General features: G+C 43.0%; 37 protein-coding genes and 1 pseudogene. 6 read left to right on the top strand and 32 right to left on the bottom strand.

The window, feature by feature from the left end:
• Positions 1–46 precede the first annotated feature (46 nt).
• The 30 genes and pseudogenes from DYI81_RS09745 to DYI81_RS09600 form a co-directional block, all read right to left on the bottom strand.
• Complete coding sequence (locus DYI81_RS09745) at positions 47–1,537, bottom strand: NAD(P)/FAD-dependent oxidoreductase (protein ID WP_106984047.1); 1,491 nt, start codon at positions 1,535–1,537, stop codon at positions 47–49.
• 202 nt (positions 1,538–1,739) lie between these two features.
• Positions 1,740–2,105 carry a 50S ribosomal protein L17 gene (gene rplQ, locus DYI81_RS09740; RefSeq protein WP_004641032.1) on the bottom strand — a complete coding sequence of 122 codons (366 nt, stop codon included), beginning with the start codon at positions 2,103–2,105 and terminating at the stop codon, positions 1,740–1,742.
• Positions 2,106–2,123: 18 nt separating this feature from the next.
• Entirely contained in the window at positions 2,124–3,131 is a 1,008-nt protein-coding gene (rpoA, locus tag DYI81_RS09735) for a DNA-directed RNA polymerase subunit alpha (RefSeq protein WP_106984046.1), read from the bottom strand.
• Between the two features lie 17 nt (positions 3,132–3,148).
• On the bottom strand, positions 3,149–3,775 hold the full coding sequence (rpsD, locus tag DYI81_RS09730; protein ID WP_004691294.1) for a 30S ribosomal protein S4: 627 nt from the start codon (positions 3,773–3,775) through the stop codon (positions 3,149–3,151).
• A gap of 12 nt (positions 3,776–3,787) precedes the next feature.
• Entirely contained in the window at positions 3,788–4,174 is a 387-nt protein-coding gene (gene rpsK, locus DYI81_RS09725) for a 30S ribosomal protein S11 (protein ID WP_001040166.1), read from the bottom strand.
• A gap of 19 nt (positions 4,175–4,193) precedes the next feature.
• The gene (gene rpsM, locus DYI81_RS09720; RefSeq protein WP_106984045.1) at positions 4,194–4,550 is read right to left on the bottom strand and encodes a 30S ribosomal protein S13; all 357 of its coding nucleotides are present in this window, start codon (positions 4,548–4,550) and stop codon (positions 4,194–4,196) included.
• Positions 4,551–4,657: 107 nt separating this feature from the next.
• Positions 4,658–4,774 (bottom strand): 50S ribosomal protein L36, encoded by a 117-nt coding sequence (gene rpmJ / locus DYI81_RS09715; RefSeq protein ID WP_000867907.1) that lies wholly within the window; start codon positions 4,772–4,774, stop codon positions 4,658–4,660.
• 19 nt (positions 4,775–4,793) lie between these two features.
• Positions 4,794–6,113: a preprotein translocase subunit SecY gene (secY, locus tag DYI81_RS09710; protein WP_171356346.1), complete on the bottom strand. Its 1,320-nt coding sequence runs from the start codon at positions 6,111–6,113 to the stop codon at positions 4,794–4,796.
• Positions 6,114–6,158: 45 nt separating this feature from the next.
• Positions 6,159–6,599, bottom strand: a complete 441-nt coding sequence (gene rplO / locus DYI81_RS09705; protein ID WP_106984043.1) for a 50S ribosomal protein L15 — start codon at positions 6,597–6,599, stop codon at positions 6,159–6,161.
• 3 nt (positions 6,600–6,602) lie between these two features.
• A complete protein-coding gene (gene rpmD, locus DYI81_RS09700; RefSeq protein ID WP_004809788.1) occupies positions 6,603–6,779 on the bottom strand; it encodes a 50S ribosomal protein L30 in 177 nt (58 codons plus the stop codon).
• Positions 6,780–6,785: 6 nt separating this feature from the next.
• On the bottom strand, positions 6,786–7,283 hold the full coding sequence (gene rpsE / locus DYI81_RS09695) for a 30S ribosomal protein S5 (protein WP_004786901.1): 498 nt from the start codon (positions 7,281–7,283) through the stop codon (positions 6,786–6,788).
• A gap of 2 nt (positions 7,284–7,285) precedes the next feature.
• The gene (gene rplR / locus DYI81_RS09690) at positions 7,286–7,636 is read right to left on the bottom strand and encodes a 50S ribosomal protein L18 (RefSeq protein WP_106984042.1); all 351 of its coding nucleotides are present in this window, start codon (positions 7,634–7,636) and stop codon (positions 7,286–7,288) included.
• Between the two features lie 14 nt (positions 7,637–7,650).
• A complete protein-coding gene (gene rplF, locus DYI81_RS09685) occupies positions 7,651–8,184 on the bottom strand; it encodes a 50S ribosomal protein L6 (protein ID WP_106984041.1) in 534 nt (177 codons plus the stop codon).
• A 13-nt stretch (positions 8,185–8,197) separates the two neighbouring features.
• On the bottom strand, positions 8,198–8,593 hold the full coding sequence (gene rpsH / locus DYI81_RS09680) for a 30S ribosomal protein S8 (protein ID WP_053579514.1): 396 nt from the start codon (positions 8,591–8,593) through the stop codon (positions 8,198–8,200).
• 12 nt (positions 8,594–8,605) lie between these two features.
• The gene (gene rpsN, locus DYI81_RS09675) at positions 8,606–8,911 is read right to left on the bottom strand and encodes a 30S ribosomal protein S14 (protein ID WP_106984040.1); all 306 of its coding nucleotides are present in this window, start codon (positions 8,909–8,911) and stop codon (positions 8,606–8,608) included.
• 9 nt (positions 8,912–8,920) lie between these two features.
• Positions 8,921–9,457 carry a 50S ribosomal protein L5 gene (gene rplE, locus DYI81_RS09670; RefSeq protein ID WP_106984039.1) on the bottom strand — a complete coding sequence of 179 codons (537 nt, stop codon included), beginning with the start codon at positions 9,455–9,457 and terminating at the stop codon, positions 8,921–8,923.
• A 16-nt stretch (positions 9,458–9,473) separates the two neighbouring features.
• Positions 9,474–9,791, bottom strand: a complete 318-nt coding sequence (gene rplX, locus DYI81_RS09665; RefSeq protein WP_106984038.1) for a 50S ribosomal protein L24 — start codon at positions 9,789–9,791, stop codon at positions 9,474–9,476.
• A gap of 9 nt (positions 9,792–9,800) precedes the next feature.
• Positions 9,801–10,169 carry a 50S ribosomal protein L14 gene (gene rplN / locus DYI81_RS09660; protein ID WP_106984037.1) on the bottom strand — a complete coding sequence of 123 codons (369 nt, stop codon included), beginning with the start codon at positions 10,167–10,169 and terminating at the stop codon, positions 9,801–9,803.
• Positions 10,170–10,260: 91 nt separating this feature from the next.
• Entirely contained in the window at positions 10,261–10,518 is a 258-nt protein-coding gene (gene rpsQ / locus DYI81_RS09655) for a 30S ribosomal protein S17 (RefSeq protein WP_106984036.1), read from the bottom strand.
• Positions 10,515–10,712 (bottom strand): 50S ribosomal protein L29, encoded by a 198-nt coding sequence (rpmC, locus tag DYI81_RS09650; RefSeq protein ID WP_005012982.1) that lies wholly within the window; start codon positions 10,710–10,712, stop codon positions 10,515–10,517. The genes rpsQ and rpmC overlap by 4 nt, the downstream gene beginning before the upstream one ends.
• The gene (gene rplP / locus DYI81_RS09645) at positions 10,712–11,125 is read right to left on the bottom strand and encodes a 50S ribosomal protein L16 (protein WP_106984035.1); all 414 of its coding nucleotides are present in this window, start codon (positions 11,123–11,125) and stop codon (positions 10,712–10,714) included. The genes rpmC and rplP overlap by 1 nt, the downstream gene beginning before the upstream one ends.
• Positions 11,104–11,881: pseudogene (gene rpsC / locus DYI81_RS09640) on the bottom strand (30S ribosomal protein S3). Before rpsC ends, rplP begins: the two are co-directional and overlap by 22 nt.
• A gap of 1 nt (position 11,882) precedes the next feature.
• Positions 11,883–12,212 (bottom strand): 50S ribosomal protein L22, encoded by a 330-nt coding sequence (gene rplV, locus DYI81_RS09635; protein WP_106984033.1) that lies wholly within the window; start codon positions 12,210–12,212, stop codon positions 11,883–11,885.
• An 11-nt stretch (positions 12,213–12,223) separates the two neighbouring features.
• Positions 12,224–12,499, bottom strand: a complete 276-nt coding sequence (gene rpsS, locus DYI81_RS09630; RefSeq protein ID WP_004281508.1) for a 30S ribosomal protein S19 — start codon at positions 12,497–12,499, stop codon at positions 12,224–12,226.
• 19 nt (positions 12,500–12,518) lie between these two features.
• Positions 12,519–13,343: a 50S ribosomal protein L2 gene (gene rplB, locus DYI81_RS09625; RefSeq protein ID WP_067762915.1), complete on the bottom strand. Its 825-nt coding sequence runs from the start codon at positions 13,341–13,343 to the stop codon at positions 12,519–12,521.
• An 11-nt stretch (positions 13,344–13,354) separates the two neighbouring features.
• On the bottom strand, positions 13,355–13,675 hold the full coding sequence (gene rplW / locus DYI81_RS09620; protein ID WP_106984032.1) for a 50S ribosomal protein L23: 321 nt from the start codon (positions 13,673–13,675) through the stop codon (positions 13,355–13,357).
• Positions 13,672–14,274 carry a 50S ribosomal protein L4 gene (gene rplD, locus DYI81_RS09615; RefSeq protein WP_106984031.1) on the bottom strand — a complete coding sequence of 201 codons (603 nt, stop codon included), beginning with the start codon at positions 14,272–14,274 and terminating at the stop codon, positions 13,672–13,674. Before rplD ends, rplW begins: the two co-directional genes overlap by 4 nt.
• Before the next feature lie 11 nt (positions 14,275–14,285).
• Positions 14,286–14,924 carry a 50S ribosomal protein L3 gene (gene rplC, locus DYI81_RS09610; RefSeq protein WP_106984030.1) on the bottom strand — a complete coding sequence of 213 codons (639 nt, stop codon included), beginning with the start codon at positions 14,922–14,924 and terminating at the stop codon, positions 14,286–14,288.
• 64 nt (positions 14,925–14,988) lie between these two features.
• Positions 14,989–15,300, bottom strand: a complete 312-nt coding sequence (gene rpsJ, locus DYI81_RS09605; protein WP_004725677.1) for a 30S ribosomal protein S10 — start codon at positions 15,298–15,300, stop codon at positions 14,989–14,991.
• 239 nt (positions 15,301–15,539) lie between these two features.
• Positions 15,540–16,304: a type 1 glutamine amidotransferase gene (locus DYI81_RS09600; protein WP_117007439.1), complete on the bottom strand. Its 765-nt coding sequence runs from the start codon at positions 16,302–16,304 to the stop codon at positions 15,540–15,542.
• A 163-nt stretch (positions 16,305–16,467) separates the two neighbouring features.
• On the opposite strand from DYI81_RS09600, the gene DYI81_RS09595 reads away from it, so the two are divergent.
• The 6 genes from DYI81_RS09595 (at position 16,468) to DYI81_RS09570 (ending at position 23,243) form a co-directional block, all read left to right on the top strand.
• Positions 16,468–17,670: a PLP-dependent transferase gene (locus DYI81_RS09595; protein ID WP_117007438.1), complete on the top strand. Its 1,203-nt coding sequence runs from the start codon at positions 16,468–16,470 to the stop codon at positions 17,668–17,670.
• 19 nt (positions 17,671–17,689) lie between these two features.
• Positions 17,690–19,273 (top strand): helicase HerA-like domain-containing protein, encoded by a 1,584-nt coding sequence (locus DYI81_RS09590; RefSeq protein WP_117007437.1) that lies wholly within the window; start codon positions 17,690–17,692, stop codon positions 19,271–19,273.
• A 150-nt stretch (positions 19,274–19,423) separates the two neighbouring features.
• Complete coding sequence (gene hmpA, locus DYI81_RS09585) at positions 19,424–20,632, top strand: NO-inducible flavohemoprotein (protein ID WP_117007436.1); 1,209 nt, start codon at positions 19,424–19,426, stop codon at positions 20,630–20,632.
• Between the two features lie 87 nt (positions 20,633–20,719).
• Positions 20,720–21,163, top strand: a complete 444-nt coding sequence (locus DYI81_RS09580; protein WP_106984026.1) for an Rrf2 family transcriptional regulator — start codon at positions 20,720–20,722, stop codon at positions 21,161–21,163.
• A 112-nt stretch (positions 21,164–21,275) separates the two neighbouring features.
• Positions 21,276–22,145 carry a ribosome biogenesis GTP-binding protein YihA/YsxC gene (gene yihA / locus DYI81_RS09575; protein ID WP_106984025.1) on the top strand — a complete coding sequence of 290 codons (870 nt, stop codon included), beginning with the start codon at positions 21,276–21,278 and terminating at the stop codon, positions 22,143–22,145.
• 150 nt (positions 22,146–22,295) lie between these two features.
• Positions 22,296–23,243 carry a metal-dependent hydrolase gene (locus DYI81_RS09570; RefSeq protein ID WP_117007435.1) on the top strand — a complete coding sequence of 316 codons (948 nt, stop codon included), beginning with the start codon at positions 22,296–22,298 and terminating at the stop codon, positions 23,241–23,243.
• 140 nt (positions 23,244–23,383) lie between these two features.
• Here the strand turns inward: DYI81_RS09570 and DYI81_RS09565 are convergent, their stop codons facing one another.
• Both DYI81_RS09565 and DYI81_RS09560 read right to left on the bottom strand, forming a co-directional pair.
• Positions 23,384–24,628, bottom strand: coding sequence for a dicarboxylate/amino acid:cation symporter (locus DYI81_RS09565; protein WP_117007434.1), 1,245 nt, complete (start codon positions 24,626–24,628; stop codon positions 23,384–23,386).
• Between the two features lie 255 nt (positions 24,629–24,883).
• The gene (locus tag DYI81_RS09560) at positions 24,884–25,756 is read right to left on the bottom strand and encodes an acyl-CoA thioesterase II (protein WP_117007433.1); all 873 of its coding nucleotides are present in this window, start codon (positions 25,754–25,756) and stop codon (positions 24,884–24,886) included.
• Between the last annotated feature and the right edge of the window lie 206 nt (positions 25,757–25,962).

Genomic DNA, 25,962 nt, shown 5'->3' with positions numbered 1-25,962 from the left:
ATATCCAGCTTATAATGAAGTGATGTTAATACCTCATAAAATTATCTTAAGAGACTAAACGAGGCTTTGTCACTGAAGCTGCTGATTTCTTACTAAATTTGAGCACACTATCTTCAAATCCAGCTTTTTTCAATGCTTTACGATCTGCCAAATAGTTATTGGTTACACGCCATGGCCCACTCTTACCTTGTTTCGGCATGACATCCGCAGCACGCGCAATATAACCAGAGCTGAGACTTCCCATCACCGTATCTTGCTCAATTTGTGTTGCATCGCCTTGTGGTAAAACTTCGTTATAGCCTTTCTCATCCATATAGTTCAGCAAACGACAGATATATTCAGCAGCAATATCCACTTTTAAAGTCCAAGACGCATTAATATAGCCAATAATTAGCGCCATATTTGGCACATCACTGACCATCACACCTTGATATAGCATATGCTGAGAAGTGTTCAATGGCTTACCATCAATCGTCGCTTTAATTCCACCTAAAATTTGAATATTTAAACCTGTCGCAGAAATTACAATATCTGCATCTAAATGTTTACCAGACTTCAACTGAACACCTTTGGCAGTAAACTTCTCAATTTGATCCGTTTCTACACTTGCACGGCCTTCACGCAAAATCTTAAATAAGTCACCATCTGGAACAACACATAAACGCTGATCCCAAGGATTATATTTAGGCGTAAAGTGTTTCATATCCACCTTACCCTTTAACTGCATTTTAATAGATTGCAATAAGAATTTGCGAAGCAACTCAGGCTGCTTTTGAGCGACTGCATATACAGCACGCTGCACACCAATATTACGTGCACGTGTTAATTTATAAGCCAAATCTTCAGGCAACACTTTACGCATTTTGTCATAGATCATATCCACCGAAGGAATAGATGCAATATAGGTTGGCGAACGTTGTAGCATCGTTACATGACCAGCCCCACCCTTCGACATCGCTGGTACGAGGGTAATTGCAGTTGCACCACTACCAATGATGACTACTTTTTTGCCTTTGTAATCTAAATTTTCAGGCCAATGTTGTGGGTGAATAAACTGACCTTTAAATGCACTTTGATTTGGAAAATCAGGTTGGAAACCTTTGTCATAGTTGTAATAGCCCGTACAGCCCACGACAAAATTTGCAATCCAAGTTTCTTTTTTATTGTCCGCATTTTCAATTTCAACCGACCATTTTTTCGTGTTCGAGTCATAATTTGCACTCAACACACGATGCTGAAAATGAATTTTCTGTGCCAACTGATTTTCGTCAATAACTTCAGACAAATAGCCTTTAATTGAAGCACCATCAGCCAAAACACTGGCCTTTTGCCAAGGTTTAAAATTAAAACCAAAAGTTGACATGTCCGAATCTGAACGAATACCAGGATATTTAAATAAGTCCCACGTACCACCAAAACTTTCACGACGTTCAATAATTTCAAATGAACGTTGCGGGCAATTCTTTAATAAATGCGCTGCAATACCAATACCAGAAATACCAGCACCAACAATCAGAATATCAACTTGCTTTTCCATATTGTTCTTTTAACCTATCTCAGTTTTATGGTTTTATTAAAGCACATATTTGACAATACGCAATGTCAAGTTTGATAAAATTTGATAAATTCCGTGTCATTTAAGGACAACACTTATTTTTGTCTAACAATTTTTAGGCAAAAAAAAAGACCGGCTAAAAGCCGGTCTTTCTTAGAACAACTAACGCTATTCTTGTGCGAAATTATTTAACTTCGCGATCTACAAGCTCAACGTAAGCCATCGGTGCAGCATCACCCGCACGGAAGCCCGCTTTAAGAACACGTAGATAACCGCCGTTACGTTCTTTGTAACGAGGGCCAAGAACGGTAAACAATTTACCAACAGTTGCTGCTGAACGAGTACGAGCAAACGCTAAACGGCGGTTTGCAACAGTATCGTTTTTAGCTAAAGTGATTAAAGGCTCAGCAACACGGCGAAGTTCTTTCGCTTTAGGCAAAGTTGTTTTAATTAACTCATGCTCAACTAAAGCATTTGTTAAGTTTTGGAACAACGCCTTACGGTGACTGCTTGTACGGCCTAATTTCACACCACTATTACGATGACGCATGGTGATAGTCCTACTTAATTAACGGCTACGATAGGCAAAGCGGTCGTCCATGCGTAAACTAGCTGGTGGCCAGTTTTCTAAACGCATGCCAAGCTGCAAGCCTTTCGAAGCTAGAACATCTTTAATCTCAGTCAACGATTTTTTACCTAAGTTAGGAGTTTTTAACAACTCAACTTCAGTACGTTGAACAAGATCGCCAATGTAGTAAATATTTTCTGCTTTCAAACAGTTAGCAGAACGAACAGTAAGCTCTAGATCATCTACTGGACGAAGCAAGATTGGATCAACTTCTTCACGAGGTTCTTGAGCAACTGGCGCTTGATCTTTCTGAAGATCAACAAAGATTGCAATTTGTTGTTGCAAGATTGTTGCCGCTTTGCGGATCGCTTCTTCTGGATCTACAGTACCATTTGTTTCAAGATCAATGATCAGTTTATCAAGATCTGTACGTTGTTCTACACGAGCGTTTTCCACTGTGTAAGACACACGTTTAATAGGGCTATAAGAAGCATCTAATTGTAAACGACCCACTGGGCGAGTTTCGCCTTCTGGGAAGCGTGAATCAGAAGTCTCGTAACCACGACCTTGAGAAACTTTCAGGCGCATCTTAAGATTGCCTGTAGCACTTAGAGTGCCGATCAAGTGTTCAGGGTTAACCACTTCAACATTATGAGGTAAACGAAGGTCAGCGGCAGTTACGTCGCCAGGACCTTGTTTCTCTAATGTCAAATAAGCTTCATTTTGATCGAACAGCTTAATAGACAATCCTTTTAGGTTCAGCAAGAGCTCGACGATGTCCTGCTGCAAGCCTTCCAAAGTACTGTACTCGTGCTCGACACCTTCAATTTCAACTTCAACCACAGCAGCGCCAGGTAAAGAAGAAAGTAGGATGCGACGTAAAGCATTACCAAGAGTATGACCAAAGCCACGCTCTAAGGGTTCTAGAATAACTTTTGCCGAGGTCCCGCTTGCCGCTTCGACCTTAATCGCTTGCGGAGTTAGAAACTCATTTGCAGTACGCGTCATTATTGCTACCTCAAGGATTATTTAGAATACAATTCTACAATCAAGCTTTCGTTGATTTCAGCAGGTAAATCAGAACGATCTGGAGCAGCTTTGAACGTACCTTCCAATTTAGAATGGTCAATTTCCATCCAAGAAGGAATGCCACGTTGAGCAGCTAATTCAACTGCGTTTTTGATACGCAATTGTTGTTTAGCGCCTTCGTGAACTGCAATCACGTCACCAGCTTTAACTTGGATAGACGCGATGTTAACGCGACGGCCATTTAAAGTGATAGAACGGTGAGATACAAGCTGACGAGCTTCTGCACGTGTAGAACCAAAACCCATGCGATAAACAACGTTATCTAGACGGCTTTCAAGCAATTTCAACAAGTTTTCACCTGTTGCGCCTTTAACACGAGCAGCTTCTTTGTAGTAGTTACTAAATTGACGTTCTAAAACACCGTACATACGACGTACTTTTTGTTTTTCACGTAATTGTAGTGAATACTCAGATTGTTTGCCACCACGAGCGCCGCCATGTTGGCCAGGTGCTTTAGCAGCTTTTTTTGTTTTGACGTCAAATGGTTTAACGCCAGATTTTAATTGCAGGTCTGTCCCTTCGCGGCGAGAGAGTTTGCATTTTGGACCAATATAACGAGCCATGAATGTTTCTCCTTACACGCGACGTTTTTTAGGTGGACGGCAACCGTTGTGCGGGATTGGCGTCACATCGGTAATGCTGTTAATTTTATAACCCACTGCACCTAAAGCACGAACCGCAGATTCACGACCTGGACCAGGACCTTTTACAAGGACGTCCAAGTTTTTCAAACCGTAGTCTAAAGCTGCTTTACCAGCAACTTCAGCAGCTACCTGAGCAGCGAACGGAGTTGATTTACGTGATCCACGGAAGCCTTGTCCACCAGAGGTAGCCCAAGCCAGTGCATTACCTTGACGATCGGTAATAGTCACAATGGTGTTATTAAAAGAAGCGTGAATGTGTGCAACACCTTCAGAGACGGTACGAGTGACCTTCTTGCGTGTGCGAGTATCTTTAGCCATCTTTTAGCTTCCAGAAATCTTATTTCTTAATAGGTTTGCGCGGACCTTTACGGGTACGTGCGTTAGTTTTGGTGCGTTGACCGCGGACAGGCAAGCTGCGACGATGACGAAGACCGCGGTAGCAGCCTAAATCCATTAAACGTTTAATGTTCATGGAAATTTCGCGACGTAAGTCACCTTCGGTAGGAACCTTAGCAACTTCTGCACGAATCGCATCAAGCTGAGCGTCATCTAATTCACGAATCTTAGTTGTAGTAGCGATACCTACAGTAGCTAAGATGTTCTTAGCAGTGTGGCGACCTACACCAAAGATGTACGTTAGAGAGATAACAGCATGCTTGTTATCCGGAATGTTTACACCGGCAATACGAGCCATTCAATTTTCTCCAAAAAGGCAGTTAAGATAATCAACCGCCCCACAAAAATCTTGAGGGGCGGATAATAACCTAATTAGCCTACTGAAATCAACAGGTCTTGATCAGATTAACCTTGACGCTGCTTATGACGAGGTTCAGCGCTACAAATTACGCGAATAACCCCATTACGACGGATAACTTTACAGCTACCACAAATTTTCTTTACAGAAGCTTGTACTTTCATGATGAAACCTCAAGTGCGCTTATCCCTTAGGATGAGCAGTCGTTTTTCTCATTAATGATTGATTATCGTACTGATGCGATGTGAGATGAGCTTGTAGCTGAGCCATAAAGTCCATCACAACAACCACTACGATCAGTAAAGACGTACCACCTAAGCTGAATGGAATACCAAACGAACTTTGTAGAATCATCGGCATTAAACAGATGATTGTGATATAAATCGCGCCGATAAAGGTCAATCGATTGAGAATATGATCTAAGTAACGAGCAGTTTGCTCACCTGGACGAATACCAGGCACATAAGCTCCGCTGCGTTTTAGGTTTTCTGAAACTTCTTTAGGGCTAAATACTAGCGCAGTATAGAAATAACAGAAAAAGATAATTAACGCACCAAAGAGCACCAAATACAACGGCTGTCCAGGCGACAAAACGAGTGCCAAATCTTGTAGGCCACGCTTAATAAAACCAGCATCAACATCATGACTACCTACCCACTGACCTAAGCTCGCAGGAAATAATAGCAATGAACTTGCAAAAATCGCAGGAATCACACCCGCCATGTTAATTTTTAACGGCAAATGTGTCTGTTGTGCTGTAAATACACGACGACCTTGTTGTTTTTGAGCATAGTTTACTGGAATACGACGTTGCGCTTTCTCAATAAACACAATTGCTGCCAATACTGCAATCGATAATACAGCAAAAACTGCCAAACCAATCATACTTGATTGACCATTATCGATAGAAGTAAATGATTGCAGAACCAAGTTCGGCAAACCTGCAACAATACCAGCGAAGATGATCATGGAAATACCGTTCCCCACCCCACGCTCGGTAATTTGTTCACCCAGCCACATTAAGAACATTGTACCTGCAACTAAAGATGTTACAGCGGGAACGTAAAATGCAAGACCAGAAGTCAAAGTAATATTTTGACTAATTAGACCCGCACACATCCCGATCGCTTGCACAAGTGCAAGGAACAACGTGCCCTGACGTGTATATTGGTTAATCTTACGCTTGCCTTGTTCGCCTTCTTTTTTCAAAGCTTCAAGCGAAGGAACCACAGTTGACATCAACTGCACGATAATCGATGCAGAGATGTATGGCATGATCCCTAGAGCAAGAATTGACATCCGCTCTAATGCACCACCTGAAAACATATTAAACAAACCAAGGATCGTGCCTTGGTTTGCATTAAAAAGGTTTTCAAGCGCAGCATTATTAATGCCCGGTACTGGTATATGCGCTCCTAACCGAAAAACCAACAACGCCCCGATGAGGAACATCATACGACGAATAATTTCACGGTATTTCACATGAAATGGTTGACCTTTCATCATGTTAACATGACCTGACGAGCTAGGAGACATAGACACTGGGGATTACTCCTCGACTTTGCCGCCAGCAGCTTCTAGAGCAGCTTTAGCGCCTTTAGTCAATGCAACACCTTGTACAGTGAATGCACGAGTAATTTCACCAGAAAGTACGATACGTGCACGAAGCATGTCTTTACGTACAACGTTAGCAGCTTTTAAAGTTTCTAGAGACACGATGTCGCCTTCAACTTTAGAAAGTTCTGATAAACGTACTTCAGCAGTTTTCAAAGCCATTTGGCTAGTGAAGCCGAATTTAGGCAAACGACGATATAACGCTGTTTGACCGCCTTCGAAACCTGGACGTGTACCACCGCTCTTACGCGAGTTTTGACCTTTGACACCACGGCCACCAGTCTTACCAACGCCAGAACCGATACCACGGCCTAAACGAAGGTTATCACGTTTAGCACCTTCTGCAGGTGCAATTGTATTTAAACGCAGAGTCATGGCTTATTCCTCTACACTAACCATATAGTAGACTTGGTTGATCATACCACGGTTAGAAGGTGTATCTAGCACTTCTACAGTATGACCAATACGACGCAGACCTAAACCTTTAAGGCTAAGCTTGTGATTTTTCAAGCGATGCGATGCAGATTTAGTCTGGGTAACTTTAATCGTTTTCATGATTGATTACCCTTGAATTTGTTCAACAGTAAGACCACGTTTCGCAGCAACCTTCTCAGGAGAAGTCATATCACGCAGACCGTTAAAAGTCGCGTTAACAACGTTTGCAGCGTTAGTAGAACCGTAGCATTTAGTCAATACATTGCGTACGCCAACAGCTTCTAAAACTGCGCGCATTGCACCACCAGCGATTACACCAGTACCTTCAGAAGCAGGCTGCATGTAAACACGGCTAGCGCCATGACGAGCATTGATAGGGTGCTGAACAGTACCATCAACAAGGTCAACAGTAATCATGTTGCGACGAGCAGCTTCAAGTGCTTTAGAAATAGCAGCTGGAACTTCACGTGCTTTACCACGACCAAAACCTACGCGACCATTACCATCACCCACAACAGTTAATGCTGTGAAAGAGAAGATACGACCACCCTTAACAACTTTGGCTACACGATCAACGGCAACCAGCTTTTCAACAAGACCTTCGTTTTGTTCAACTTTAGCCATGATTAGAACTCCAAGCCGTTTTCACGAGCAGCATCAGCCAAGGCTTTGATACGACCATGATATTTAAAACCAGAACGGTCAAATGCAACTTTAGTAACACCAGCTGCTTTAGCACGCTCTGCGATTAAAGCACCTACTTGTTTCGCTGCTTCAACGTTACCAGTTGTACCTGCACGTAAAGTAGCATCTAAAGTAGAAGCTTGAGCTAATACTTTGCCACCATCTGCTGAGATAACTTGAGCATAGATGTGACGCGGTGTGCGGTTTACACACAAGCGAGTCGCACCCAATGCACGAATGTGCAAGCGTGTGCTTTTCGCACGACGCAAACGGGATTGTTTCTTTTCGTTCATAAGAACCTCGCGCCTTATTTCTTCTTAGCTTCTTTACGAAGTACAACTTCGTCAGAATAACGAACACCTTTACCTTTATAAGGCTCTGGTGGACGGTAGCCACGGATTTCCGCAGCAACTTGACCTAAAGCTGCTTTGTCAGCAGATTTAAGGATAATTTCAGTTGCAGTTGGAGTTTCAGCAGTCACACTTTCAGGAAGTGCATAATCAATTGGGTGTGAAAAACCAAGGTTAAGGTTAACAACGTTACCTTTAACCGCAGCTTTATAACCAACACCAATCAATTGTAACTTGCGTTCGAAGCCTTCGCTAACACCTTTTACAAGGTTGTTTAAGACAGCGCGAGCAGTACCAGCTTGCATCCAAGCGTCTTTCGACTCTTTAACTGGAGCAACTTGAAGTTTACCTTCTTCCTGTTTAAGCTCGACCAGCGCATGCAGGTTGAAAGACAAAGTACCTTTAGTGCCTTTCACTTCGACCTGCCGGCCGTTCTGAGTAACTGTTACACCGTTAGGTACAGTTACTGGGGCTTTAGCCACACGAGACATGAGGAATCACCTATTAAGAAACAAAAGCAATAACTTCACCACCGATGCCCGCAGCACGTGCAGCGCGATCAGTCATGATGCCTTTGCTTGTAGAAACAATTGCAATACCTAAACCTTGCTTAACGCTAGGAAGTGCATCTTTACCGCGGTATTGACGTAGACCTGGACGGCTTACGCGTTTCACAGTTTCGATAACTGGTTTGCCTTCGAAATATTTTAACGTAATTGTTAAAGTTGCTTTGCCTTCAGCGTCTGCAACTTCTACGTTAGAGATGTAACCTTCTTGTTGAAGTACGTTTGCAATAGCAACCTTCAACTTAGAATTAGGCATAGAAACAGTTTGTTTCTTCGCCATTTGTGCGTTACGAACACGTGTTAGCATGTCGGCAACGGTATCTTGCATACTCATTTATAGTGCTCCTTACCAGCTTGCCTTAACAACGCCCGGTACATCACCTTGCATTACTGTATCACGTAGTTTGTTACGGCTTAGACCGAACTTACGGAAGTAACCATGAGGACGACCAGTTAAACCACAACGGTTACGCAGACGTACTGGAGACGCATTACGTGGTAATGCTTGTAATTTCATCATCGCTTCGAAACGCTCTTCGTCGCTTGCATTTACATTTGCAATCGTAGCTTTTAATTCAGCACGTTTTGCAGCAAATTTAGCAACAGTAGCTTCGCGTTTCAATTCGCGATTAATCATACCTTTCTTAGCCATATCGACCTCTTATTTGAACGGGAAGCCGAATGCACGCATAAGCGCACGGCCTTCGTCATCGGTGCGAGCAGTCGTAGTGATGGTAATATCCATACCACGAATACGATCAATCTTATCAAAATCGATTTCAGGGAACATGATTTGTTCCTTAAGACCCATTGAGTAGTTACCACGACCATCAAATGATTTCGCAGAGAAACCACGGAAGTCACGGATACGTGGGATCGCGATAGAGATCAAACGGTCTAAGAATTCGTACATTTGTTCGCCGCGTAAAGTAACTTTACAACCGATCGGCCAACCATCACGGATTTTGAAACCAGCGATAGATTTACGAGCTAATGTAAGAACTGGTTTTTGACCAGCAATCGCTTGCATATCTGCAAGAGCACCATCAAGGAGTTTTTTGTCAGCAGAAGCTGCGCCAACACCCATGTTGATCGTGATTTTAGTAATGCGAGGAATTTCCATCACATTTTTAACGTCTAATTGCTCTTTTAACTGAGCTTTTAGTTCGTCGTTGTAACGCGTTTTAAGTCTGGCCATAGCCTAAATCAACCTATTACTTCGCTGCCGCCACTGATTCACCAGATGACTTGAATACGCGAGTTTTCACGCCTTCAACTACTTGGTAACCAACACGGTCAGCCTTTTGGGTTGCAGCATTAAAAATTGCCACGTTAGAAATATGAAGCGAAGCCTCTTGAGTTACGATGCTGCCTTCAGCGCCCGTAGCACGGTTTGGCTTTTGGTGCTTCTTAACTAAGTTAAGGCCTTCAACCTTCACTTGGTCATTCGAAACAGACAATACAGTACCCTGTTTGCCTTTTTCTTTACCTGCGATCACGATTACTTGATCGCCTTTTTGAATCTTAGCCATGATTGCCTCTTATAGAACTTCAGGAGCCAGTGAAATAATTTTCATGAACTGTTCAGTACGAAGTTCACGTGTCACTGGTCCAAAGATACGAGTAGCAATTGGCGCTTTGTTGTTGTTCAAAATAACAGCTGCGTTATCATCGAAACGAATAACTGAACCGTCTGCACGGCGGATGCCGAACTTTGTACGTACAACAACAGCATTCATCACATCACCTTTTTTAACGCGTGAACGTGGAATTGCTTCTTTTACAGTAACTTTAATAATGTCGCCAACAGACGCATAACGACGATGTGAACCACCAAGTACTTTAATACATTGTACGCGGCGAGCACCACTGTTGTCTGCTACGTCGAGCATACTTTCGGTCTGAATCATTGCCCTACTCCAAAACCGAGCATCACCGGTCACAAATTCGAAAGGCTCAAAGAGTACTCGAATTTGACCGATGATGCAACTAGAACGTTAATTACTCAGCAGCTGCTTCAATAACTTCAACTAGAGTCCAAGACTTAGTTTTAGAAACTGGGCGGCTTTCTTTGATAGTTACAACGTCGCCGATTTTAGCAGTGTTGTTCTCATCATGAGCATGTAATTTTGTTGAACGGCGGATTGATTTGCCATACAACGGGTGTTGAACACGGCGTTCAATAAGAACAACGATAGACTTGTCCATCTTGTCGCTTACTACTTTGCCTGTTAACGTGCGGACTGTATTTTCACTCATTGTCCGTTCCCCTGTTTTTCGGTAAGGAGGGTCTTAATACGAGCAATTGTTTTACGAGTAAGCGCAACTTCGTGCGATTTACCCAATTGACCAGTTGCTTTTGCCATACGAAGACGGAATTGGTTAAGCTGTTGCTCATCAAGCAAAGCTGTCAACTCTTCTACCGACTTTTCACGTAGATCATTAGTTTTCATTACATTACCGTCCGAGTCACGATAGTGGTTTTAAACGGAAGTTTAGCAGCAGCAAGTTTAAATGCTTCTGTTGCCAACTCGTCGCTAACACCATCAATTTCGTACAAGACTTTACCTGGTTTGATTTCGCAAACCCAGTATTCCACAGAACCTTTACCTTTACCCATACGAACTTCTAATGGTTTATTAGTAATTGGTTTGTCTGGAAAAACACGGATAAAGATCTTACCACCACGCTTAATACGACGGCTGATTGTACGACGCGCCGCTTCAATTTGACGTGCAGTCATACGACCACGTTCGATTGATTTAAGTGCGATTGTACCGAAAGATACTGAGCTACCGCGATGTGCAAGACCAGTGTTACGGCCTTTTTGCACTTTACGGAATTTCATACGTTTAGGTTGTAACATGGATTATTCTCCTTTTTCAGCAGAACGATCATTGCGACGACCACGACGCTCTTGACCTTCACCACGACCACGACCACGTTTAGCTGGACGCTCTTCTGCAGGAGCTGGGTTCATGACTTGCTTCATGCCACCCAAGATCTCGCCACGGAAGATCCAAACTTTAACACCGATCGTACCGTAAGTAGTCTCAGCACGCATAGTTGAGTAGTCGATATCAGCACGTAAAGTATGTAGAGGTACACGACCTTCACGATACCATTCTGTACGAGCGATCTCAGCACCACCTAAACGGCCTGATACTTCAACTTTGATACCTTTAGCACCAGCACGCATAGAGTTTTGTACCGCACGCTTCATAGCACGACGGAACATAACACGTTTTTCTAATTGAGAAGCAATTGCTTCAGCAACTAGACGAGCGTCTAAGTCTGGGCGATCGATTTCATTGATACTAACTTGCGCAGGAACACCCATAATAGCTGTTAATTCGCGTTGTAGTTTCTCAATGTCTTCGCCTTTTTTACCGATAACGATACCTGGACGAGCAGTGCTAATAGTAATTTTAGCAGCGCCTGTAGGACGTTCGATAAGAATATTGCTGATCATTGCGTTCTTAAGTTTTTTAGTTAAAAACTCACGAACTTGCAAATCTTTAAGCAAGTATTCAGCGTATTGTTTCGGACTCGCATACCAGTTAGCGTTATGACGTTTCACAACACCTAGGCGGATACCGATTGGATGAACCTTCTGACCCATATCAAACCCCTACCTTAACGGTGATGTGACAAGTACGCTTAGTAATACGATCTGCACGGCCTTTAGCACGTGGCAAAATACGTTTAAGGCTCATGCCTTCGTCAACGTAGATCGTAGAAACTTTAAGATCGTCTACATCTAAACTGTTATTGTGTTCAGCGTTTGCAATCGCAGACTCTAATGCTTTCTTAACTAAAACTGCAGCTTTTTTATTGCTGAAAGTTAAAATGTTAAGCGCATGTGCAACAGATTTACCGCGCACAAGGTCTGCAACCAAACGTGCTTTTTGTGCCGAGATAGCGGCACCGCGTAATTTAGCAGTTACTTCCATCATAGCACCTATTAACGTTTAGACTTCTTGTCAACACCGTGACCACGATAGGTACGAGTTGGCGCGAATTCACCTAGTTTATGACCAACCATGTGTTCAGATACGATTACTGGAACATGGTTACGGCCATTGTGTACAGAAATTGTTAGACCAACAAAATCCGGTAAGATCATCGAACGACGCGACCAAGTTTTGATCGGCTTACGGTTATTAGCCGCGATAGCCGCTTCAACCTTAGCGAACAAGTGCGCATCGACGAATGGGCCTTTTTTCAGAGAACGAGGCATTGTCAGATTCCTTTACTTGTTACTTAACGCGACGGTCGCGAATGATCATCTTAGTCGTACGCTTATTGGTACGTGTTTTGTACCCTTTAGCTTTTTGACCCCATGGGCTTACAGGTTGAATACCTTTGTTACGCCCTTCACCACCACCGTGTGGATGGTCTACTGGGTTCATCGCCATACCACGAACGGTAGGACGAACACCACGCCAGCGCGATGCACCAGCTTTACCCAATGAACGAAGGTTGCTTTCTTGGTTAGAAACTTCACCAAGAACTGCACGGCATTCAACGTGTACTTTACGCATTTCGCCTGAACGTAGACGAATGATAGCGTAAGAACCGTCACGACCTAACAACTGAGCAGAAGTACCAGCAGAACGTACTAATTGTGCGCCTTTACCGATTTTAAGCTCGATGTTGTGAAGTGTAGAACCGATTGGCATGTTGCGAAGTGGTAAGCAGTTACCTGGACGAATTGGAGCATCGTTACCAGATTGTACTTGATCACCAGCGCGAAGGCCTTTAGGTGCAATGATATAGCGACGTTCACCGTCAGCATATTTCAATAAAGCAATATGAGCTGTACGGTTAGGATCGTATTCAATACGTTCAACTACAGCTGGGATGCTGTCTTTGTTACGTTTGAAGTCAACGATACGGTAGTGCTGTTTATGACCACCACCAACGTGACGAGTCGTAATGTGACCGTTGTTGTTACGACCACCAGTACGTTTTTTAGCTTCTACCAACGGAGAGTACGGTGCGCCTTTGTGAAGGTGATCATGAACCACTTTCTCTACAAAGCGACGTCCTGGAGACGTTGGCTTACATTTTTGAATCGGCATAATTTTCGTCCTTATTCCGCTGCGTTTTCAGCGGTATCGCCCAAGTCAGCCATTTCAACATCTTGGCCAGCTTTCAGGGTGACGTATGCTTTTTTAACATCAGAACGACGTCCTAATGTTTTACCAAAGCGTTTTGTCTTACCTTTAGTGATCGTTGTGTTAACTTTAACAACTTGAACACCAAACAGTTGCTCAACTGCTTTTTTGATTTCAAGTTTGTTTGCATTTAATGCAACTTTGAAAACTTGAACACCAGCAGTTTCGCCTAAAACTTGTGCTTTTTCTGAGAATACAGGTCCTTGTAGGACTTGATATAAACGTTCGTTGTTCATCCGAGTTCTACCTCAATTTTCTTAGCAGCAGCTACAGACATAACAACTTTATCGAACGCGATCAAGCTAACAGGATCGATTGCAGCAGCATCAACAACATCCACGTGTGGAAGGTTGCGCGCAGCAAGGTATAGATTCTCATCTACAGCTTCTGTAACGATCAATGCGCGAGTTGCATTTAAGTCGTTAAGTTTTGCAAGCAATTCTTTAGTTTTTGGAGCTGCAACAGCAAACTCTTCAACCAATACCAAGCGATCTTGACGAACAAGTTCAGCGAGGATGCATTGCATAGCACCGCGATACATTTTACGGTTTACTTTTTGAGACCAGTCTTGTGGACGAGCAGCAAAAGTTTTACCACCGCCAACCCAGATTGGGCTACGAATAGAACCAGCACGAGCGCGGCCAGTACCTTTTTGACGGAATGGTTTTTTACCACCGCCAGAAACGTCTGCACGAGATTTCTGAGCTTTAGAGCCTTGACGACCACCAGCTAAGTAAGCTGTAACTACTTGGTGAACAAGAGCTTCGTTAAAGTCACGACCAAAAGCAACTTCAGATAACTCAACAGCAGAGCCGGAAACAGTATTTAAATTCACAATATTTCCCCTCAGGCCTTGATCGTAGGACGAACAGTAACGTCACCACCAGTAGCACCAGGAATCGCGCCTTTAACAACAAGAACTGAACGTTCTGCGTCAATTGCAACAATCTCAAGACCCTGTGTAGTTACGCGTTCAGCACCTAAATGGCCAGCCATTTTTTTGCCTTTGAATACGCGACCAGGAGTCTGGTTTTGACCAGTAGAACCTAAAACACGGTGAGAAACAGAGTTACCGTGAGTAGCATCTTGAGTACGGAAGTTCCAACGCTTAACGCCACCTTGGAAACCTTTACCTTTAGACGTACCAGTTACGTCAACGATTTGACCAACTGTGAACAAGTCAACAGTTAGAGTACCACCAACTTCACGACCTTCAAGATCAGCTTCTGTAGCGCGGAATTCTTGAACTAGACGACCAGCAGCAACACCCGCTTTAGCGAAGTGACCTTTCTGAGCGTTAGTTACGCGAGATTCGCGACGTTCACCAGTAGTGATTTGAATCGCTTGATAACCATCAGTTTCAAGCGTTTTGATTTGAGTGATGCGGTTAGGATCAACCTCAATCACTGTTACAGGTACAGAAACACCAGCATCTGTAAAGATACGTGTCATACCGCACTTGCGACCGACTAAACCAATAGCCATGTGCATTAACCTCTAAAAAAGCGGCTTAATTAACTTCTATAATTCGTTAATTAACCCGAAAGCCTTAACCCAAAGCGATCTGAACATCAACACCAGCTGCAAGATCTAACTTCATCAATGCATCTACAGTTTTGTCTGTAGGTTGAACGATGTCGATCAAACGCTTATAAGTACGGATTTCGTACTGGTCACGTGCATCTTTGTTTACGTGTGGTGATGTTAAAACGTTAAAACGTTCAATGCGTGTAGGCATTGGAATTGGACCGCAAACTTGTGCGCCAGTACGTTTTGCTGTTTCTACGATTTCTTGAGATGATTGATCAATTAAACGGTGATCAAAAGACTTAAGACGGATACGAATTCTCTGGTTAGACATACCAGTTAACTCCAAGCCAAAAATATAAAGAATCACTCTTGACGCATCTCACCCCACTAATAAAGGCAAGTGTCAAGAGCAGTGAATTATCACTAAGGTCACGATCGATGCCGCGACTGTCACGATGTTAACTACTTTATTCGTAGTCAACCCCCTTCATTAAAGGGTCGCCCATTATAACTATTGTTTAATGCATAAGCAAATCTAAAATCGTTTTTTTATCATGTTTTTCAATTTAATTATGCTTTGTGACATTCAGCGAGTTGTCCTGCCACTGTTCTTTGCAATACATACGCTATTGCTTGGTTTAATATTTGATTTCCCTGAATAAATTTACTTTTACTACTTGACTTCAGCTCGCCTTCCGATTGTATATATGCCCCTGTATATCGTTCACAGGCATCATCTGTTTCCAAGAACAGATTTAAAGCATGCGGGGTAATTTCTGGGTGAAACTGGAAGCCCAAGACATTTTGACCAATCTGATACACTTGATTGCGACAACCATCGTTTTCCGCCAAATGTATAGCACCTTTAGGTATTTCAAAACTTTCGCCATGCCATTGCAAAACCTGAAATTCATCTGGCAAGGGAAAACAATGCTCTGGTACATGGGCTGTCTTACGTACAGACATCCAACCCAGTTCTTCATGCGGACTTTTACTGACTGCAGCCCCCAAAGCATTGGCAATTAACTGCCCACCCAAACACAAACCTATTGCAGGCTTCCCTTGTGCCAAATAGCGCCTTAACCAACGCTTTTCTATTTTTAGCCAAGGGAAATTAGCTTCATCATTGACACTCATTGTGCCCCCCATAATGATGAGTAAATCAACATCATCTACATGAGGTAAGGCCTCTATATCTAAAGCCAAATCGATAGGCAAGGCAAAAAACTCAGTGGCAGAAATTTTAGCATTCATACCTTTCAAATATTCATAACAACTTCCGAACCCTTCACCAGCAATATGCTGAAAATAATGTACTTTTAACTGTGGCTTCATTCACTTTCCTATATCTTTTCTCTCTTATAGATAGTGGTTTTGCAAAAATGAAGCCAACTTTTTAGCTTTCTGCTTACATTAAACAATTTATACACATTGTGGTGTATTTAGGATGAATCCCTTAAGCTCAAATACAAGATTTAACGAATGAATGAGTTTCGCTGTGAAAAATAAACCTCAAACCGCCCTCATACATGCACCACGACGTGCCCCTCAATATATAGAAACCGTTCAACCTCCCCTATTTCGTGCATCTACTATTATTTTCAACAATACTGATGCCCTATTTAATCGCCACTGGACAGATGCTTACGACTATAGTTATGGCACACATGGCACCCCAACCACCTTTACACTTGGCGATAACATTGCGCAAATTGAAGGCGGTATATATAGCCTCCTTGCACCGAGTGGCTTATCAGCGATTAACTTAGTCAATTCTTGTTTTTTAAGTCAGGGAGATGAAGTGTGGGTGGCCGATAATATTTATGGCCCAAATATGGAGCATTTACGTAACTTAGAATCACGCTACGGAATTCATGTAAAAGTTTATAACTCACTCGATGTTTCAAGCTTTAACCCTAGCTCAAAAGCCAAGCTTATTTGGTTAGAAGCTGCAGGTTCGGTCACCTTAGAATTCCCTGATCTTGCAGGATTAGTCAAAAAAGCCAAAGCTCAAAACATCTTAACCGCACTCGACAATACATGGGGCGCAGGTCTTGCCTTTAATGCTTTTGATTTTGGAGATGAGCATTTAAGTGTCGATATCACTGTCCATGCACTAACCAAATATCCAAGTGGTGGTGGCGATATTTTAATGGGCTCTGTGGTAACACGTGACCAAAAATTGCATCACAAACTATTCCGTATGCATGCCATTCAAGGGATTTCTGTTTCAGGTGATGATGTGGCACAAGTGCAACGTAGCCTTGCATCTATGCAATTACGGTATGCGCATCAAGCCAAAAGTGCATTAACGCTTTTGAATTGGCTGAAGCAACAATCTGACTTTGTACAAGTATTACACCCTGCCGACCCTGATGCTGCAGGACACGAGTATTGGAAAAACATTTGCAAACAAGGCCAAAGTGCTGGCTTAGTCAGTGTAATTTTCAAACCTGAATATGACATGGAAGCGATCCGTCGCTTTTGTGATGCATTACAGCTGTTTAAATTAGGTTTTAGCTGGGGTGGTCCCGTGAGTCTGGTGATGCTGTATAACTTAAAAGAGATGCGTGTTTTAGAACATACACATTTACAACAAGGTTTGCTGGTACGTTTCTGTATAGGACTAGAAGATCCACAAGATTTAATTCAAGATATAGAAAATGCTTTAAAACAAATGAACCAACAATTACATGAATAATGAGACAAAAGGCTAAATTATGGGTACACCAATTATTATTGCTAAAAAAACCTCGAATACACAACAAGATATCGTCCTACACTCTGAGTTTGCCAATCGCCACGGCTTAATTGCTGGTGCAACCGGTACAGGTAAAACGGTGACCTTAAAAGTGCTGGCAGAAAGTTTTTCCCGCTTGGGTGTACCCGTATTTCTGGCTGATGCCAAAGGTGATGTTTCCAGCCTTGCAAAGGCTGGATCAAGTAGTCCTAAATTTGACGCACGGCTACAAACCCTAAATATAGAAACAATTGAGTTTTCTGCTTCACCAATTGTATTTTGGGACCTGTTTGCAGATCAAGGCCACCCTATCCGAGCAACGATTTCTGAAATTGGGCCACTTTTGTTGGCACAAATGCTGAATTTAAATGATACACAAGAAGGTGTGCTCTCTGCGGTATTCCGTATTGCCGATGATCAAGGCTTACTTCTTATTGATTTTAAAGATCTCAAAGCATTACTCAGTTATGTGAGTGAACATGCTGCTGAATTCAAAGCAGAATACGGCAATTTATCCCCTGCAAGTTTAGGCGCGATACAACGTAATTTGCTTGCACTGGCAGATCAAGGCGCAGATCAATTCTTTGGCGAACCTGCTCTCAATATCATGGATTTTATTCAGACCGATGCACAAGGCCGAGGTAATATTAATTTACTGGCTGCCGATAAACTGATGAACACGCCAAAACTATATGCAAGCTTTTTACTGTGGATGTTATCAGAGCTGTTTGAACAACTCCCTGAAGTTGGAGATATGGATAAGCCCAAATTGGTCTTCTTCTTTGATGAAGCACACTTATTGTTTGATAATGCCAGCCCTGCATTACAACAAAAGATTGAGCAAGTTGTACGCCTGATCCGATCCAAAGGTGTGGGCATTTATTTTGTGACACAAAACCCTCTTGACCTACCTGAAAGCGTACTGGGCCAACTGAGTAACCGCGTACAACATGCGCTACGCGCCTTTACCCCCAAAGATCAGAAAGCAGTTAAAACCGCTGCCGATACCTTCCGCGCCAACCCGGCATTTAAAGTCGATCAGGCCATTACAGAATTAGGTGTCGGTGAAGCGCTGATCAGCTGTCTGGATGAGCAAGGCACCCCGCAAATGGTTGAGCGCGGCTGGATTATGCCTCCGCATTCCGCCTTTGACCCGATCAGCCCGGATGAACGCAAAACCATCATGACGCAAAGCATTGTCGCAGGCATTTATGATCAAGCCGTAGACCGCGACAGCGCTTTTGAAATGCTGCAGCAAAAAGTGACAGACCGTAACCAGCAGGCCGCTCAAGCTGAACAAGATAAAGCTCAAGCCAAAGAACAGGAAGCCCGAGCCAAACAGCACGCCAAAGACCAAGCAGCTTTAGAAAAACAGCAGGCACGTGAACAAGAGCGCATTGTCCGCGAACAGCAAAGAGAAGCTGAACGTGCAGCCAAACAGCGTGAAAAATTGATTCAGGATACGGTGGGCACCTTTGCCAAGAGTGCTGCACGCAGCCTTGGCGGTTCAACTGGACAGAAAATTGTCCGTGGACTCTTGGGTTCTCTCTTCAGCCAGAAATAATCTAAAAGCCCAATCAAAAAGTACAAAATTATGGAATATTTTTATATTCCATAATTTTTTTATGGTTTTTGCTAAAACATGTATTGCGAATATATTTTTAAACATGTATTTTAAATACATCTTATAAATAACAGCCATGAGAGATCAGCTATGACTCCGCAGCAAATTGACCTAGTAAAAGCGACTGTTCCTGTTCTACGTGAAAATGGTGTCGCGCTGACGAATTACTTCTATAACCGCATGTTGGGCAATAATCCTGACCTTAAAGAAACCTTTAACATGGGGCATCAGCGCAGCGGTGCTCAGGCACAAGCCTTGGCAGGCGCTGTATTGGCCTATGCTGAAAATATTGAAGATCCGTCTGTACTTTTACCGGTTGTAGAATTAATTGCGCACAAACATGTGAGTCTTAACATTCAAGCGCCGGACTATAATATTGTCGGTGAAAACTTGCTGCACTCGATCAGTGAAGTCTTAAGCATTTCAATGGAAGATCCATTAATTGCAGCTTGGGCGGCAGCATACGGACAATTAGCAGATTTGTTTATCAGCACTGAAAAAGCGATTTATGAGCAGCATCAGCAAACTAAAGGCAGCTGGTTAGGCTGGCGCAATTTCAAAATTGTGAAAAAAGTGGTTGAAAGCGATGAAATCACCTCATTCTACCTTGAGCCTTCCGATGGCGGCGATTTACCAAAATATGAAGCAGGCCAGTACATCTCAGTACGTGTATTGGTTGATGAACTGGGTTTAAAACAGCCGCGTCAATATACGCTGTCTACCAGTCCGCAAACCAACTATTTACGCATCTCCGTGAAACGTGAAGACCAAAAAGGTGATTTGGTTGCAGGCTGGGTATCCAATACGCTGCATGGCTTAGAGACCGGTTCAGAAATTGAAGTATCTGCGCCAACAGGCAACTTCTATCTCATTGATCCAAATAAACGCAATGTCTTCATCAGCGGCGGCGTTGGCTTAACTCCGATGATTGCAATGCTGAATCAGCTGGTCACTTTAGACATGCCGCAGCCTGTGACCTTTATCCATGCATGCCGCAGCAAACAAGTGCATGCTATGCATAAACACATTCAGGATTTGAAAGCAAAATATCCGCGCCTTAGCACTTTTACTGCGTATGAGTTCCCTCATGCCAGTGACAAATTAGGTGAAGATTATGACATTGCTGGCCGTCTAGACTTAGGCAGCATGGATACTGCAATCTTGCCAGTCAATGCAGATTACTACCTCTGCGGTCCAATGCCATTTATGGCTGAACAGCAGAAAGCTTTAATTGCCCGTGGCATTCCTGTGGCCAATATCCACAGTGAAGCTTTCGGCACAGGCGGTGTAAAACACTAACTCTCCCGTCCGCTTGAAATAAAATAGGGTTAGTTTAGTTATGCTAGACTAACCCTTATTTATTTCTCCTACACTTACAGTATTATCATGCAGCTGAATAAATTCACCGATTATGCCTTACGTGTTCTGATGTATATCGCTCAGCCCAAAGCGCTGCCGTATACAATTGCGGAAATTGCCGAAGATCTGCGCGTATCGCAAAATCATTTAGTGAAAATTGTGCATTTTATGGGAAAACAGGACTGGCTGATTACCGCCCGCGGCAAAGGCGGCGGCATTCGCCTTAACCCTCAGGCACTCACGCTTCGTCTTGGTGAAATTGTCCGGATTTTACAGCGTGAAAATCCGATTGTGGAATGCAATACGCCTCCCTGCGTGTTACGCAGCAATTGCGGTTTAAAAGGCATTTTAGATCAGGCGATGGAGCAGTTTTATCACAGCCTCGACCAATACAGCTTAGGAGATGTCCTCAGCACCCCGCCCTCATCAAAATACACTACGCAGTCTCCCATTCAAATGATCAATCTATGATGTGGCCGCGCCCATTTTCCATTCGATCAGCGCATCTTTCAGATCAAAGTTCGCTTGCCCGAACGAGTTCCTTTATAATGGCTGCTTGTAAATCAGTCATTGAAGTCGAGTTATGCATCAGCACAGAGGAAAATCTAGAAACAGTAAGGTAGCTCATGCGCCTAAGCAAAAGATCAGCTACGAAAAAAAAGTCGATCCAGCTATTACTGAATACTCTGTACGCGCATTAAACTGGCTGCGTAAAGCTGAATTCTTAATGAGCGCGCCAAAGCTGAATTTATGCGTTGAAGATACAGGCTATGAAATCGCTTTTGCTGGCCGCTCAAATGCAGGAAAATCTAGCGCAATTAATGCCTTAACCAATCAAAAGCAATTGGCCCGCGCATCAAAACGCCCTGGCCGTACGCAAATGATCAACTTTTTCAGCTTGGGCAATCCAGACCAGCGTTTGGTCGATTTGCCGGGTTATGGCTATGCGGCCGTACCTGAAGCGATGAAAATTGTTTGGCAAAAAGAACTCGAAAATTACCTGATTCACCGTGAAAGCCTGCAAGGCCTTGTCCTGTTAATGGACATCCGCCACCCGCTGCAGCACTTTGATGTGATGATGCTGGAATGGGCATATTCACGTAAATTATTCGTGCATGTACTTTTAACTAAATCAGATAAACTCAACCGCGGCCCTGCTTCTAAAGCGCTGCAGGAAGTTAAAGCGCAGCTGAAAAAAATGAAGCTGCAGTTCTCGATTCAAACCTTCTCATCGTTAAACAAACAGGGCTTAGAAGAACTTGCCAGCGTGATGGGCGGCCGTTTGAACTTTACCCTTGAACAGGCTGCAGAATTTGATTTGGCCAGCATTCCAGATGCCGAAGCAGATGATTTTGATGATGCTGACTTCGATTCAGAGTTTGAAGAGACTGAATTTGATGATGCTTTAGACGCTGAACTGCCTGCCGAGCAAGCGCCAAAAGATCCGTCTTAACGGTAAAATGCGTCAGATTGTCTGACCATAATCATCATTTTTTGACAACCAAATGTCCTGTATTGCTAATTACAATACAGGATATTTTTTTCATACTGACCCTATATATAAATGTGAACAGCTTCACAAAATTAAAATAAGGACCGTCAGATGAAATTGCTCTCCCGCCTGAAAAACTCAAGAATAGGCTCTTCCATCAGCTACAGCATTAAACCGCGTAAAGTCAAATTTGAGTGGCAGGATACGCCGGTTGACTGGATTCCCAACCAGCCTTTTGTCAGCTACTTTATTAATGAAATTAATATGATTTTGCCAGCAGGCGAATTTTGGTTCTGCCGCCTGTACAACAAAGTACTGCCTAAAATTACCGATGAAAAACTTGCGGAGGACGTCAAAGCATTTATCCGCCAAGAAGCCATGCATGCGCAAGCACATAATTCTGCGAATAAAGAATATCTAACGGTGCGCAATATTGATGTGAGCCGTAACTTAAAAATTATGGATTTCTTGTTTGGCAAGGTATTGGCCGATCAACCCATGGGCTTAGAAGTACCTAAAGCACTCGAACATCAATGGGATCTATTCCGCCTAGGGATTATTGCAACGGTTGAACACATGACCTGTGTGTTAGGAAAATACGTACTATATAACTCTGAATGGCAACGCTTGGGCGCAGATCCCAATATGCTGGACTTGGTCAAATGGCATGGCGCAGAAGAAATTGAACATCGCACGGTGGCTTTTGATCTTTATCGTCATTTAGGTGGTGGCTATATTTCTCGCTACTATCAAAGTTTAATTGTGATTGTGGCTGTTATTGGGCTTTGGACTGATGGTGCTGCCCATATTTTAGGACAAGATCCACGTTATGCATCAATTAAGCCTGCGGTATATAAACCTTGGATTTGGCGTGAATGGTCACGCATCGCACAAAAAGACAACCGTCTAATGCCACATCCGCTATGGTTGGTTTCTCAGCAATTGGGTTATTTAATGCCTTGGTATGATCCAGTCCATGAAGCAAAAACAGAAGATGCGATTGCTTACTTAGATCAGTCTCCTGCGGCTAAACGCGCACTACCTAAAGTTGCCGCTTAAGCGATTATCCAAAGCTAATTAGTACTATTTGGGCTGAAATAAAATTAAAAAAGCAGGCTTTGTAGCCTGCTTTTTATTGTGCTCATTTCGTGGTTAAAATGCTTTACAGCGTTACGGCGCAGAAAAAACTCAATATTGAATTAACTTTCTATTACTGTTTCAGCTTCTCGCGTATGACGATCAACCACCACACTAATCATCATATCGCCCTGTACATTAACCACCGTACGTACTGTATCTAATAAGCGGTCAATCGGCAGTAAAATCGCAATCGCTTCAGCAGGCAAACCAACAGACTGCAATACCATAATCATAGTCACCATGCCCGCACTTGGAATGCCCGGCGCACCCAAAGAGGCAATCATGGCGGTGGCACAGACAATCAATTGTTGCCCCAAACTCAAATCTAGTCCCATCAAATTTGCAATAAAAAGTGCAGCAGCCGCTTCATATAGCGCAGTACCATCCATATTCAATTGTGTGCCTAATGGAATTACAAAACCTGCAGTTTGTGGACGGACGCCTAAATTTTCCTGTGCACACTTCATAGACAGTGGCATGGTTGCAGAGCTGGAACTGGTCGCAAACGCTGTGATGAGTGCAGCACGTGTTCCCTTAAAGAATGTGATTGGGCTCATCTTGCCAAAAATCCACAATAAGAGTGGCAATACCACCGCACCATGAAAAATGGTCGTTCCTGTTACCACAGCAGCAAATTCAGCCAAACGGCTCAGCACTGAAATGTCTTCTGTCGCAATTAACTTCGCCAAGAGCGCAAAAATACCCAAGGGCGCTAGTTTCATGACCCAGCTGATCATCAGCATCATAATGTCAAAAAATTGCGCACTCAGTTTACGTACGCTACGGAATTTATCGCCACCTTGTACCAACGCCACGCCAATGAGTAAAGCAAACACGACGACTGCCAGCACATTGCCCTCGGCAAAGGCTTTAAATGGGTTAATTAATGTATTTTGAATAAAGTTGGTAAAAAAGGATGACGGTGTCAGCGTGTCTGGACTTTGATGTTGTGCCATGGCCTCTTGGAACATTTGAATGTCCACACCCTTCCCCACCTGAAATATATGTGCACAAGCCAAACCCAATATCAGTGCCAGCGTGGTCGTGGTTACACAGCAAGCCAAAGTAATTTTCCAGACACGGCCTAACTGACCACCTGCCTGTAAATTAGAAACGCCCACAACGATTGAACTGAAAATGAGAGGGATCAATAGCATTTTTAGTAAGCCAATAAAAATACTGCTCATTAATCCCAAGCCATATAAACTCGAGTTAAAGAATCCACTGTCTGGAAACAGATTCATTAAAAAGCCAAAGGCAATGCCTAAAATGGCTGCAATAAAAATTTGGGTATTTAAGCTCATAGCTGAGTCATTTTTTTCAGTACATACTTCAAGGCACTATGCCATGCGTAGGCCTAAGATTCGATATTTATTTGTGTAAAGGCCTGCAATTTTCCTGCTAAGCATCTCCAATGAACGATGTTAAGCGATAGTAAATTTCTACTACATTCGAAAAAAATATTTAAACTTTAAAGCCAGCTATACATTCTGTGAACAGCTTAAAATAAAAAAGCCGAATCGATCGATTCGGCTTTTTTAATGTACACAACTCAAGGTTTATTGCGTTTCAATTTCACGTAAACGAATTAAACCCTCTTGTGTAGTACTACATACCAACTCGCCATTTTGCCACATACGACCAAAATTCAGACCGCGCGAGCTAGCGCTTATGGTTGCATCCATGTCGTATAGCATCCATTCATCCACACGAAATGGTTTATGGAAATACATAGCATGATCAATGCTGGCACACTGTAAACTTGGCGATAAATAGCTTAAACCATGCGAACGCAGCGCCGTTGTCATTAAAGTAAAGTCTGAATAAAATGCCGCAATCGCCTGATGGAGCGAGATCTCATCTACATGATCTGCAATTTTGTCATGTGTGCGAATGTAATGTGCATAAGATGGCGCAGCAGGTTGTGGCTGGAACGGATTTTGCGGATCGATTGGGCGAATTTCCACATGACGGTCGCGCATAAATGATGCGCGTACATTTTCAGGTACAAACTCAACCAACATATTTTTAAGTTCAGCTTCTGATTTTACATCTTCAACTGCAGGATACTCTGGCTCAGCCACTTGATAATTCAAGCCTTCTTCTTGTTCTGCAAATGACACCATGCACATAAAAATGGTCTTGCCATGTTGAATAGCACGTACCTGACGGCTTACAAAACTACGGCCATCACGAATACGGTCAACTTCATAAATAATTGGCGCATTTACATCACCACCAAACAAGAAATATGCATGCAGTGAATGTGCAGGACGGTCGGTGGTATATGATGCTGCACGAAGTGCTTGGCCTAAGACTTGACCGCCAAACACACGCTTGCCCACCAAATTACGGCTTTGACCGCGAAAGATGTTTTCTTCTAGCTTTTCTAAGCTAAGCAGTTCAACTAACTCTTGAGTTAAAGCATTCATATACGACCTATTTACATGGGATCACCTGAAATCAGGCAAAATTTAAATTCACAGTTCAGCACTATATTGCCATAAAAACCCAGTAAAACCCTAAAGATTGCCTGACTGGACTGTCACATTCTTCTTCGAAATTATCTGCTAAAAATACGTTTTTTAACGATAAAATCTTACAATATGCCTATAAAATGTTAGAAAATGACATACTG

Source organism: Acinetobacter sp. SWAC5, from assembly GCF_003419885.1.
Lineage (GTDB): Bacteria > Pseudomonadota > Gammaproteobacteria > Pseudomonadales > Moraxellaceae > Acinetobacter > Acinetobacter cumulans.
This window is presented reverse-complemented; position numbering and strand designations above follow the sequence as displayed.